The organism is Candidatus Krumholzibacteriia bacterium (assembly GCA_035268685.1).
Classification (GTDB): domain Bacteria; phylum Krumholzibacteriota; class Krumholzibacteriia; order JAJRXK01; family JAJRXK01; genus JAJRXK01.
The window spans coordinates 14,836-27,358 of the sequence record DATFKK010000122.1; the positions used below are offsets into that span (position 1 = coordinate 14,836).

The 12,523-nt window shown below is 69.2% G+C and carries 7 protein-coding genes; 2 read left to right on the forward strand and 5 right to left on the reverse strand.

Annotated elements, in window-relative coordinates:
* Positions 1–164: 164 nt before the first annotated feature.
* From VKA86_11755 to VKA86_11765, 3 genes are all read right to left on the reverse strand, one after another.
* A complete protein-coding gene (locus tag VKA86_11755; protein HKK71886.1) occupies positions 165–4,946 on the reverse strand; it encodes an NAD-glutamate dehydrogenase domain-containing protein in 4,782 nt (1,593 codons plus the stop codon).
* Between the two features lie 18 nt (positions 4,947–4,964).
* Positions 4,965–5,819 (reverse strand): exonuclease domain-containing protein, encoded by an 855-nt coding sequence (locus tag VKA86_11760; GenBank protein HKK71887.1) that lies wholly within the window; start codon positions 5,817–5,819, stop codon positions 4,965–4,967.
* Positions 5,820–6,036: 217 nt separating this feature from the next.
* Complete coding sequence (locus tag VKA86_11765) at positions 6,037–6,876, reverse strand: hypothetical protein (GenBank protein ID HKK71888.1); 840 nt, start codon at positions 6,874–6,876, stop codon at positions 6,037–6,039.
* Positions 6,877–7,004: 128 nt separating this feature from the next.
* Between VKA86_11765 and VKA86_11770 the strand changes: the two genes are divergently transcribed.
* On the forward strand, positions 7,005–8,396 hold the full coding sequence (locus VKA86_11770) for a FlgD immunoglobulin-like domain containing protein (GenBank protein HKK71889.1): 1,392 nt from the start codon (positions 7,005–7,007) through the stop codon (positions 8,394–8,396).
* Between the two features lie 21 nt (positions 8,397–8,417).
* Here VKA86_11770 and VKA86_11775 read toward each other — a convergent pair whose 3' ends face one another.
* Positions 8,418–10,298, reverse strand: a complete 1,881-nt coding sequence (locus VKA86_11775; GenBank protein ID HKK71890.1) for a sulfatase — start codon at positions 10,296–10,298, stop codon at positions 8,418–8,420.
* A 168-nt stretch (positions 10,299–10,466) separates the two neighbouring features.
* On the opposite strand from VKA86_11775, the gene VKA86_11780 reads away from it, so the two are divergent.
* Positions 10,467–11,363 carry a class I SAM-dependent methyltransferase gene (locus VKA86_11780; protein ID HKK71891.1) on the forward strand — a complete coding sequence of 299 codons (897 nt, stop codon included), beginning with the start codon at positions 10,467–10,469 and terminating at the stop codon, positions 11,361–11,363.
* On the opposite strand, the gene VKA86_11785 is transcribed toward VKA86_11780, so the two are convergent.
* Positions 11,285–12,418: a glycosyltransferase gene (locus tag VKA86_11785; protein HKK71892.1), complete on the reverse strand. Its 1,134-nt coding sequence runs from the start codon at positions 12,416–12,418 to the stop codon at positions 11,285–11,287. The two genes, VKA86_11780 and VKA86_11785, sit on opposite strands and share 79 nt — an antisense overlap.
* Positions 12,419–12,523 lie beyond the last annotated feature (105 nt).

Consider the following 12,523-nt stretch of genomic DNA (forward strand, 5'->3'; position numbering starts at 1 on the left):
GTCGGCATATCCTTCGGGGAACGCGGAACGCGGGAAGGTAGTGTCACGCCTCGCGATTCGTCAAACTCCGGCGTCGCCCGCGCACCGGATCGACGGTGCCCGCAACACCGGGTCGATCAGGACAACACCGTGGCAGCACGGAAGTTCCCGCGACCGGACCGTGGTCAGGTCTGGCCCAGCGCCTGCCGCATGTCCTGCACCACCACCATGAGCGCCGCCGGACCCAGCTGCTCGGGCGGGATCCGCTCGAGCTGGGCGAAGGCCTCGCGACCGGGACCGAGGCTCTCGAGCTTCTTCTGGGCCGATCCCGAGACGGGGAGCAGACGGAGGACCAGCCGGCTGAGCAGCTCGTGCAGCTCTCGGCGCAGCGCCCGGTAGGCCAGCGCGTCGTAGTAGGCGTCGGGCCGGAGTTCGTCGATCCAACGGATCACGTCGAAAAGACGCGAGGCACGACCCAGCGCGAAGTAGTCCGCCGCGACCGCCTTCGCCGAGCGCTTGCACTGGCCGGCGAGGTCGAGCACGACGAGCGCCCGCGGCAGGTAACGCACGTGCGCCAGCCGGGTGGCCATCTCGCCGGGGATCCCGGCCTCCGTGAACCGGAGCACGCGCTCCCGCACCCGCTCCAGCGAGACCTGGTCGAGCACCGACTCGACGTCGGACTCCAGTCCCAGGATCTTGCGGGAGTGCGGCCCGGTCTGACGCAGACCGGCCGTGATCTCGGCCTCGGACCAGTGCTCGAGCAGATGCCGGGTCCCGAGCCGCAGGGCGTGCTCGACGATCAACAGCGCCTCGTACAGGACCTCGACCTCGACCTTCCAGCCCAGGCTCCAGAGCTCGTCCTTGAAACGCCACAGATCGGCGGCTCGGCTCAGGAAGGAGTAGGCCTCGAAGGTCTGACGCGAGTTCGCACCGCAATCGGCGTGCATCTCGTGGAAGAACGTGCAGCCGGTGTGGTCGACGATCCGGTTCGTCAGTCGGGTGAGCGCGATCTCGCGGCGCAACGAGTGTTCGTCGACGGCCTTCGCGAAGCGCTTGCGGACCTTCGCGGGGAAGTAGTTCCGGAGCGCGGGGAGCAACCCCTCCATGTCGAGCTTCGGATCCTCGAGCAGCTCCTCGTAGAGCCGCATCTTCACGAAGCTGCTGAGCGTGGCCAGCTCGGGACGCGTGAGGGCTTCGCCCTCTGCCATGCGCCGGTCCATCTCGCGCACCGGCGGTAGGTCCACCTGCCGCCGCGACAACGAGAAGTAGCGGGCGATCTCGTCCATCACGCGGTCGAAGGGGGCCAGGTCGAAGCGGCTCCGCCGCTCGTCGAGCGACAGCATGCGTGCCTGGTCACCCTGGGCGACGAGAACGTCCTGGGTGACGGTGGGCTCGATGTCGGGCAGGAGCTGGTTTCGACTACGCATCGACAGACGGCCGGCCTGCACCTGTGTGGCGAACAGGATCTTCAGGTTGACCTCGTGGTCGCTGATGTTCACGCCGCCGGCATTGTCGATGAAGTCGGTGTTGATGCGCCCGCCGTTGCGCGCGAACTCGATCCGAGCTGCCTGGGTGAGGCCCAGATTGCCTCCTTCACCCACCGTCTTGCACTGCAGCTCCGACGCGTCGATCCGAACGGAGTCGTTCGCCGGGTCCGCCGCCTGGGCGTGGGACTCCTGGCTGGCCTTGACGTAGGTCCCGATCCCTCCGTTGTAGAGCAGGTCGACCGGCATGCGGAGGATCGTCCGCACCAGCTCCGACCCGCTCATCTCCGTCTCCTCGACGCCCAACATCCGCCGCACCGGGGCCGACAGGGGAATCCGCTTGGCGTGGCGGTCGAAGATGCCGCCGCCCTTGCTGATGACCGAGGTGTCGTAGGCGTCCCACCCCGAGCTCCTGGCCCGGAACAGCCGCTTGCGCTCCTTGAAGGACTTCTTCGGGTCCGGGTCGGGATCCAGGAAGATGTGCAGGTGATTGAAGGCCGCCTGGAGCTTGATCGTCGGGTGCTCGATGAGACCGTTGCCGAAGACGTCTCCACCCATGTCGCCGATCCCGGCCACGGTGAACTCGTCGGTCTCGGCATTGATCCCGGCCTCGCGCAGGATGTGGCGGACGGCCACCCAGGTTCCGCGCGCCGTGATCCCGATCGCCTTGTGGTCGTAGCCGTTGCTGCCACCGCTGGCGAAGGCATCGCCCAGCCAGAACGCCCGCTTCTCGCTGATCGCGTTCGCCCGGTCGCTGAGGTGCGCGGTCCCCTTGTCGGCGGCCACCACCAGGTAGGGATCGGGCTCGTCCCAGCAGACCACATCGCACGGGGGGACGATCTCCTCTTCGATCCGGTTGTCCGAGAGGTCGAGCAGCGACTGGATGAAGATCTCGTAGTGATCGTCGGCAGCGGCCCGGCGCGCGGCGGGATCGCTCGGCAGACGCTTCACCACGAAGCCCCCCTTCGCACCCAGGGGCACGATCACCACGTTCTTGACCATCTGCGTGGTCATCAGACCGAGGATCTCGGTGCGGAAGTCGTCGAGACGATCGCTCCAGCGCAATCCCCCGCGCGCGATCCGCCCGCCGCGGAGATGCACCCCCTCGAGGTTCGAATGGTGCACGTAGATCTCGCGCCAGGGACGACGGTCGGGCATCGAAGCCACCTGTGCGCAGTCGAACTTGTGCGCCACGCTCGGATACTCACGATCCCGGGCGTAGAAGCTGGTGCGCAGGGTCGCGTCGACGAGATTCACGAAGATCCGAAGCACGCGGTCCTCGTTGGAACTCTCCACGCGATCGACGGCTTCGATGATCTCGCCCAGCAGCGCGTCGGCGGTCTTCCGGCGGCGTGCCGAGGGCCTGGCCGGGACCCGGCCGTTGCGGGCCGGGCCGAACTTGGCTTCGAACAGCTCCACGATCCTGCGCACGATCGGTGCGTGCTTGACCAGGACCCGGTACACCGATCCCGGTGTGGTCATGTTGCCGAGCTGCTTGGCGTAGCCCTGGTAGCTGCGCAGGATCACCACCTGCCGCCAGTCGAGGCCGGCCGGGATCAGCACCCGGTTCAGGGCATCGTTGGCCATGTCCCCGCGGAAGACTGCACGCAGTGCGTCGAGAAAGGCCCCCTGTCGCTGCGGATCGTCCGCGAGCGCCGGGTCCGGGAGCTCGAACCGGAAGGTCTCGAGCGTCAGCGTCACGCCCTCGTCCAGACGTGCGTGGTTGGAGAAGCTGTTGACGACCCGCAGACCGAAGTTGTCGAGGATCGGCATGATGTCCGACAGCATCAGGTCGTGGTCGGAGTACAGCCGCAGCTTCATGGTGCCCTGCTCGACGTCTTCCTCGTCGCGGTACAGGGCCAGATCGAGTCCCGAGCCCCGCCGGATGGCCTCGAGGTTCAAGAGGTCGATGATCACCTGCGACGCCGCCGTCGAGAGCTGGTACCGGCCACTGAAGGCTCCGTGATACGTACCGTACAGGCGCATGGCCTCGTCGCGGGAGAGCGTGTCGAGCAATGCGTCGCGCAGCCGGTCCTCCCAGGTGGCCGACAGCGAGACGATCTCGGCCTCGACGTCCTTCATGGACGGCGCCTTCATGCGTCGTGGGCTGGTCAGATAGAAGTGGACGACGGCCACGCCGTAGCTGTGCAGGAGCACGCGGTGGTCGGCGTAGTTCGCCTCCAGGGTCCGCATGAGGTATTCCTGGATCCGCTCCCGGCGCTGGTCGTTGAACTGTGCCCGGGGCATCACCACGAACACGAAGGCCGTACGTTTCGAGGATCCGAGGGACAGGTACACCTCGAGCTTACGGGCACGATCGGCAGCCAACGTGCGCCGGATCAGCTCACGGATGTCGTTCGGGTCCGCTCCGAAGAGGTACTCCACCGGCAGCGAGTTGAAGGCGTTGACGATCGCCTTGTAATTGAAACTACCCGGTGTCACGTCCTCCTGCCGCACCACTTCGTTCAGCTTCTCGCGCAGGATGGGGACGATGCTCCCGCGCGATTGGATCGCCCGGTAGGTGAACAGGCCGTGGATCGCGACGGCTCCGGTCACCTCGCCGCGATCGCTGTGGGTCCGCACGAGGATCTCGTCGATCTTGCCGCTGCGGTGGAGCTCGCTCTCCTCCGAGGTCTTGCTGATGTGCACCAGGGGCCCACGCTTCGAGGTGCTCTTCAACCAACGCCTGGCATCGGGATAGGAATGCGAGAACGGATCCTCGCGGAGGCGCGACAGACCCAGTGCCTCGCCCGTGGGCTCGCCCCGGACATCGACGGGCGTCATGCCGAAGAAGACGAAGTGATCCTCGCTCAACCATTCGAGGAAGTGACGGACTTCGTCGAGCTCCTCGCGCCGGTCCGGCTGGACACTGCTCAGGAATTCCACCTGGTTCACCAGATCCTTGAGCTGGCGCAGCTGGCGGCGGAAATCTCGCGCCACGGCCTGCGCGCGCCGGAGGCGGTCCGTCACGTCCTGCTTCAGCGCGCGCCGACGCTTGGGATCTGCGATCGAGTCGACCTCGAACAAGGCCCAGCTCTCGAGCGTTCCGTCGTCGCCGACGCTGTCGCCCATGCGCGCGACCTTGCCCGCCGTGTCGCGCTCCACGGGAAGGACGACATTGACCTGCGAGTACAGCTCCAGGCCCAACTGGCGGAAGGCCAGGCGCACCGAATCGATGATGAAGGCCTGATCCGGCATGCAGGTGCACACCACGGTGTGCCCGCGGGAGCCTCCCTTCTTCCCCCCCATGACCTCGACGACGATCGTGTCGTCGCGCCGCGTACTGCCGCAGGCGAGCAAACGCTCGGTCAACTGCAACCAGAGGGTCCCGTCCTCCTGCAACAGGAAGTTCTCGTCCGCACGTTTGGCCACGGCCTGGGCCAGGTCGCGATAGGCCTGGGCGTCGACGTTCTTCGACGGCTCGTAGCTCTCGAGCGACGACTCGACCTCACGCACGAGGTCGTTGGCGGTTGGGGTGGTCATGGAATCCGTCCTGCGGTCCTAGAAGAGGGTTGCCTGCGCGTACTGGGCCCGGGTGATCCAGTCCAGGCGGAAGTTGCGATCGGTGTGGTCGCGCTCGCAGCGCGCCACGAGGAACGTCGCGCCGGTGCGGCGGATCCAGCCGCGGGGCGTGACCTCGTGCGTCTCGCTGCGACGCCCCTCGGGCTCGTACAGCAGGTTGACCCGCCCTCCGGAGACGAGGGCCTCCTCCAGGGGTCCCAGCTCGGGCGGCAACCACATCCACAGCCGCTCGTCGGGGCCGAAGGTGAGCACGCCGGAGGTCAGCGCGAAGAGCTCGTGCAACGGTCGGTCGGCCATCCCGCCCACCAGGCCGAGGAAGACGTTCATCAGGGTGACCGAGTCGGCCAGGGCACGATGGTAGGTCGGCGCGGGACAGTTCAGCGCCTTCGAGATCGTCTCGAGCTTGTGGTTCGGCAGGTCGTCGCGCAGAGCGCGCGAGATCTCGACGGTGTCGACCACCGGAACGCGCGGCATCTTCCGCGCCGACCGGTGTGCCTCGTGAGCCAGGAAGCCCACGTCGAACGCGGCATTGTGGGCCAGCACGACACTGTCCTCGATCAGATCGAGGAATCCGCCCACCGCGTCGGCGAAGAGCGGCTGGCCCTTCACGTCCGCGTCCTGGATCCCGTGCATGCGGATGGAGTCGGGCGGAATCGTCTGCTGGGGATCGATCAGGCTCTCGAAGCGATCGATCTCGCCGTCGAAGGAGAAGCGCACGCCCGAGAGTTCGATCACGCGCTCGGTCGAGGCCACGAGCCCGGTGGTCTCGGTGTCGAAGGCGACGAAGTGCAGGTCGGAGAGCGGGCGTGCGTGGTCGATCGTCGACGTGGCCAAGAGGGCTCCTTCTCCGAGGCGACGGCCGTCGCGCCGCACCTCGGGGCGACGGGAGGAACGGATGGAACCGCGACGGCCCACGCTCGCTCGCGGGAGGGGCGTGCGTCGTGGTCACGGCGGCATGATCGTGGGGCGTCGCCGACCCGGGGGTCCGCGGTGGCGGGCGGCAGTATAGGCGGGCGTCGCCGCGGAAACAACCGCCGACGCGGCCGATCCTTCAGACGTTTTCGTCCAGCCACGCCGGGTAGATCGCGTAGACCCGCTCGTCGTCGTGCCACGGCGACTCCGACTCGCCGGCGCGGTCGCGAGCGTCGGCCGTGTCGCGGCGTTCGTCGCCGAGGAGCTCGGCGAGACACACCACCGGGCGGCGCGGCGGGTCCACCAGTTCCTGCACCAGGTCGAACATCCCGTCGATGTCCCGGAAGGCGCCGAAGCCGGTGAGGAAGGGCAGCGGCCGCGCCGTCTCCGGGACCGTGGCGAGCACCGAACGCACGGCGCGGGTGACCTCCTCGGTGCGCACCCGTCGCGGGTCTCCGTCGTCGGTGAACTGCGGTTCGTCCACATCCACCACCGTCCGGGGACCGTAGGGACGCCCGACCGCGGCAAGGTTCCCCACCGCCAGCGCCAGCTGCAGACGTCGCGGCCACACCGGCGCGGGCTCGGGCTCCGAACGCAGCACGACCCCGGCCGATGCCTGGGCCTCGACGAGCAGGACCTCGGCCCCGCTCTCTCGCGCGAGCGCGTCGAGCCGTTCGGGGGCGAGACCTCCAGGACGATCGCCGTCACCCTCCCCCGTCCAGGCCACCCCGTGGGCATCGAGGGAACCGCGCACCGCCTCCTGGTCGGGCGCACACCGCTGCTCGCGCAACGCGAAGGGCACCGGATGCGCCGTGGTCTGGCTCACCAGCACCCTCGCTCCGCGCTCGCGGTAGACACGGAGCAGTCGCAGCAAGGTGGTGGTGCAGCCCCCACTCCCGGCCACGGCCACCACCGCATCACCGGCCGGGGGCAGCAACTGGTGCCAGGGACGGAGGAAGCGGAAGGAATCGTCGGCCATCGCGGGCCTCCGCGAGAAAGAGAGTGCGCGTGCCGTCGTCGGTGCCGCGTGTCCGGGTGCTACACTCACGGGTGCATCCGCGTCAAGACACCGTGCCCGCCGGGGCCGCTGCCACGAGGTCCACCGCCGTGTTCCGACCGGCCACCCTGTTGCTCTCGCTCGTCCTCGCCGCCGTCGGGGCCGACGCCGCGCCCCGTCCCGAGCCGCTCGGCAAGGGACCCTTCCTGGACGCCCTCGTGGCGCCGCCGGTCACCGCGTCCCGCACCTCGGTGCGGACCGAGACCTGGATGGACGTCCCCGCGACCGTCTTCCTGCCCGGCAAGGCCGATCCCTCCGAGTGGATGGCCACCGGCACCTGGGCCCGGATCACCCTCGACGGTTTCAGCTGGCAGTACGGCTACGACCCGCTGACGCAGACCTACGACATGATGGTCAGCGGCTACGTCGACGCCCAGACGGGGATCCTCGCCCAGGAGACGGTCGGGATCATGGCCATGCCCCTGCCCGAGGGTTTCCAGTCGGGGCAGGTCGAACGCGTCGAGGTCTGGTTCCGCGTGAAGGAGCACAACCTGTTTCCCTTCGAGATGGTCGGGATCACGGCCATGACCGACACCCAGACCCCGCGGTCGAACCTGAATTCGCTGCAGAGCCAGTTGTTGTACGAGGACGCACGGGGCTTCAGCGGAACCGCCTATGCGCTCGACCACTTCGACGCCGGCCCCCATGCGATCGACCTGGGACCGATCGCCGTCGAGGACCTCGAGGACCGCCTCGATTCCGACCGCTGGTTCGGTGTGGGTTTCGCGGCCGACGGATGGGACCTGTCCGGCAGCCTGGGCCAGCAGGTGTTCTGGCGTGTCGACGGCGGAGGAGCGCTGCCCGAGTCGAATCGTCCGTTCTTCCGCGTGGTCTACAACGCCCCGCCCGACGCGGCCGAGCCCGTCGCCCCGGTGACGGATGCCCTGCTGTCGACCACGCGTCCGCGCTTCGAGTGGACCGCGTCCACCGACCCCAACGACGACACCCCCATCACCTACCGGGTGCTGGTGGGAACCGATCCCCTGCTGACCGACCCCATCGTCTTCGACGCGGGCACCGAGACCACGGCCGAACCCCCGGTCGCGCTGGCTCCCGGCACCCTCTACTGGGCGGTCGAGGCCTCCGACCCCGCAGGCGCTCTGCGGCGCTCCACGGTGACGCGTTTCGCGATCACCACCGGTACCGATGCCCCTGCGACGACTCGTAACACGCCGTTGACGGCGGCTCCGAACCCCTTCAATCCGCGGACGTCGATCACGGCCACGTTGCCGGTCGCCGGCCAGTGGTCCTTGACGGTCTTCGATCCGCGCGGACGAAGGATCCGGTCGCTGGCCTCGGCCGAATTCCCGGCGGGCCGGCACGACTGGACGTGGAACGGTCTCGACGAGAGCGGCACGGCGGTGGGCAGTGGAGTGTACACGGCGGTTCTCCGCGGCCCGCGGAACCACCGGACGTCCACGAGGCTCACCCTCGTCCGCTGATCGACGGACGCGGGACGACCCTCACTCGATGTAGCCGAGGGATCGGAGCAGCTCCTCGTCGGCCTCCGTCATGGTCAGGTCGTCGCCGCGGAAGCGCGCGGCCAGGACCGCATTGGCCCGGTGGAGTTCGGCGAGCGGTTCGACGAAGCGGTCGAGGACCTCGGGGTGTCGGGTCAGCCCGAGGCCGCGATCGGCATAGGACCCGCCCACGCGCAGGATCCCCGACGGCTCGATTCCGAGCTCGGTCGACCAGCGATGGTGCAGACGCCACCCCTCGCGATCGGTCGCGGCGTGATCGGGCCCACTGCGGTGCAGCGACAACGAGCGTGGCGTCGGCCCCGCGGCCAGATCGTGACCCTGCGAGACCTCTTCCTCGGGGAGCCCGATCGCCCGCAGCAGGGTCGGCGCCAGGTCGACGGTCTCGGCCAGATCGGTGCGCACGGTGCCGGCCTCGCGCCGCCCGGGCCACTTGATCACGAGCGGGATCCGCAGGGTCTCCTCGATCAACAGCTCGTGCATGTAGTGATCGGCCTCGCCGAGGGCCTCGCCGTGATCGGCCACGACGACGATCGTCGCGTCCTCGTAGCGTCCCTCGGCTTTCAGGCGGTCGACGAAGAGACCCAAGGCGGCGTCGGTGTCGGCCACTCCGGCGTCGTACAGGCGACCGAGAGCCTCGCGTTGCGCCGGCGTGAACGGCCGCTCGCCGAGGTTCACCTGGTGGAGGGCTTCACTGGCCCCCACGAGGCGCGCCCACCCCCGGAACTGTTCGGCCGCACCGGGCGCGAAGCGTTCCAGCATCTCCGGCGATGCCTCGTAGGGGAGGTCTCCGGTGTCACTGTGGGGATCGTAGAAATGGAGGAACAGGAAACCCGGCCGGTCGGAGTCGGTCACCCACTTCGCGGCCCGGCGCGCGCGATCGGCCGCTTCGAGGTTGTTCTCTTCGTAGCGATCGAAACCGGCGCCGTACCCGAAGTCCGGGCTGAGCAGGAAACAGTCGTAGACCGAGGCCGCGGTCCGGTAGCCCTGATCGCGCATGCGCTCCGGAAGCGTCCACACCTCTCCGGCCAGGGCCCGGCCGAAGTCCAGGCCGTGCGCGTCGGGATAGAGTCCCGTGAGCATGCTCATGTGACTGGTGAGCGTCCACGGTTCCTGGCAGTACGCCCGCTCGAAGCGGACCGCGTCGGCGGCGAGGCGATCCAGGTTCGGCGTCAGGCCGCGCTCGTCACCGTAGGCACCGATGCGGTCGGGACGCATGGCGTCCAGCGAGATCAGGATGACGTCGCCCGTCGCCGGCGCCGGAGCGAACCAGTGCGCCGGAACGATCGAGACCGGCGCGAGCAGCAACAGCACGACACCGGCGGTCACGACCATCCCCCGCGGCGCACGGCGCGCCCTCGAGCGCGGCAGCAATCGCTCGAGGACGGCCATCAGGACGATGGCCAGCACGGCGCACCCGAGGGTCAAACCGATGTTGTTGTACCAGATCCGCGGCTCGACGAGCGCGGCGGGTACGAGGAGGTCGCCCACCTCCTCCCGACTCCGCCAGAGTCCGCCGTAGGTGAAGCGATTGAGGCGGTAACCGATCATCGCCCATGCGCCGACGGCGATCAGCACGCCCCACAGGCGGGCCAGCCGGACCGCGCCGTCCGGGCGCCGTCCCAGTCGCTGGAGTGGCAACAGGACCACCAGGATCACCGCAAGGGATCCCATGAGCGTGGTCGACGCGGCGTCGCGCCACGCGGCGACCGCGTTCGGCGTGATGGGCGCGAGCGGATAGCCGTGGAGACCGGAGGTCTCGACGGCCCGGATCACGAAGACGGCGATCGACGACATCGCGAGCAGGACGAGGGCCCAACCGGCGAGGTGGTGCAGACGATCGATGCGCGGACGGGTGGGGGCCACCGTGGACTCCCGGCGTTGTCGGGTCCCGTGGCGGCACGAGGACCTCGCGTGCTAACCTTGCGATCCACAGCGGAGCCGCGGTGATCGGCGGACCGCCCCAAAGTAGATGCGGGTCGCACGGTGCGCACCCGCGGAGACCGGTCCGTTCCCCCGCGCAGGCACACGACCATGTCCGTCGCCACCCATCTGCTCCGCTTCGCCAACCGTGTCCTACCGGCCCCGGATCTGCCCGGCGACGTCGACCCCGTGGCCTATGCGCGCTGGGAGTACGAGACCAGCCGGGCCACGCTGCGCCTGTGGGACGCGGCGGGCCCCCTCACGCACGGTGCCGCACTGGATGTCGGCTGCGGTCTCGGTGGCAAGACGCATCGGCTTCGCGAACACACGGGGAGCGCGGTCCGATGGACGGCCCTGGACATCGACATCGAGCACCTGAGGCAGGCCGGATCCTACTTCGAACACGCCGGTGTCGACGACGTCGAACGGATCGCAGGCGATGCCGCGCGTCTACCCTTCGACGATGCGACCTTCGATCGCATCGTCACCGCCGACGCGCTCGAACATCTGCCCGACCCCCGACGAGCGCTGTCGGAGTTCCGGCGTTGTCTGCGCCCCGACGGGCGCCTCGTCCTGCTGTTCAACCCCTGGGGCTCGCCGCGCGGGTCCCACCTCGGGGACCTGCTGCACCTGCCCTGGTGTCAGCTTCTCTTCTCCCGTGAGACCCTGGGACGGGCGACCCTGGCCGTCGCCGAGGAGCGCGCCCGGGAACTCCCTCCGGGCGACGCGGAGCGGCTGCGGTCTCACGGCCGTGAGCTCGTGGAACACTTCCACCATCACGTGCACCCCACGCGCATCGCGGACCTCCGGGCATGGGTCCGCGCCGACCGCACCTTCTCGATCGAGTCGGAGCTGCGCATCGGTCCCGGGCCGATCGGCACACCGGGCTGGCTGCAGGCGGGCTGGTGCGAGGAGTGGCTGAGCGCCACCTACGGGGCCGTCCTCGAACCCATGGCCGCGTCCGCGAGCAGCGCCTCCAACCGATCGAGCGTGTGCTCGAGTTCGTAGAAGGCGCGGACCCGGCGACGCCCCGCCTCGGCCAGGCGCCGGGCGAGATCGTCGTCGTCGTGGACCCGCTGGAGGGCATCGCGCAGGCCCTCCACGTCCCCACGGTCGACGAGCAGGGCGGTCGAGCCGTCCTCGTGCACCGAGACCACGCCTTCGGAGGCCCGCGCCACCACCAGGGGCAGTCCGGCCGCCATCGCCTCGAGCTGCACGAGGCCGAAGGCTTCGCTCGGCGCCTGGCTCGGCAGCACGAAGGCGCGGGCCGCCGCGTACAGGGCAGGGAGCGTCTCCGAGCTCACTTCTCCCAGGAAGCGGACCCGCTCGGCCAGACCCAGGACCTTGCTCAGGGTCTCCCACTCGGTGCGCATGGGACCTTCGCCGGCGATCACCAGGCGTACGTCGTTGCCCCTCAGGGCCTCCAGCAGGACGTCGATGCCCTTGTAGTAGACCAGGCGCCCCACGAAGAGCACGAAGCGGGGCCCGAGGTCGTCGATCCACTCCTGCACGCGGCCGGGCGCGGGCCTCGACCAGTGTTCCGTGTCCACACCCAGCGGCACCGCGTGGCACTTGTCGCGCCAGCGTGCCAACGTGCGGCTCTGCGCCGCCAGCGCTTCGCTGGTCACGTGGATCGATGCCGCCCGCCGCAGCACCCGGTCTCCGATCGGCGCGTACAACGCACCCAGCGCCCGCTGCCGAACGATGTCGCTGTGGTAGGTGACGACCAACGGCCGTGCGTCGCGTGCGAGGAGCCAGGCCACCGCACCGAGCGGGTGCGGAAGATGGAGATGCACCACGTCGGGGTCGAAGTCGCGCAGGGAGGTCCGGACCTCCGAGGGCAGGGACGGACACACGGGGACCGAGCGGATCGTGCCCCAGTTGCCCAGACGCCGGACCTCCACCCCATCGAGCGTCTCGAGGACCGCGTCCTCGCCGGTCGCCGCCACGATCGCCCGCACGCGGTGATTCCGGCGCACCAGTCCGACCGACAGGTCGTGCAGGACCGTCTCCATGCCCCCGCGCTGGGGCGGATAGAACTTCCCGATCTCGAGGACCTTCATGGCGCGGGCAGTCTAGGCGACCGACCGCATCTCGTCTGCTGCGGATGTGTCCTTGCTCGCGACCGTCCCGTGTCGCATTCTGCGCTCGGAGTCACCGGCCGGCGG

Coding starts and splice junctions, on each gene's coding strand:
- VKA86_11755 (HKK71886.1), bottom strand. CDS start 4,946: ATGACCACCCCAACCGCCAACGACCTCGTGCGTGAGGTCGAGTCGTCG.
- VKA86_11765 (HKK71888.1), bottom strand. CDS start 6,876: ATGGCCGACGATTCCTTCCGCTTCCTCCGTCCCTGGCACCAGTTGCTG.
- VKA86_11780 (HKK71891.1), top strand. CDS start 10,467: ATGTCCGTCGCCACCCATCTGCTCCGCTTCGCCAACCGTGTCCTACCG.
- VKA86_11785 (HKK71892.1), bottom strand. CDS start 12,418: ATGAAGGTCCTCGAGATCGGGAAGTTCTATCCGCCCCAGCGCGGGGGC.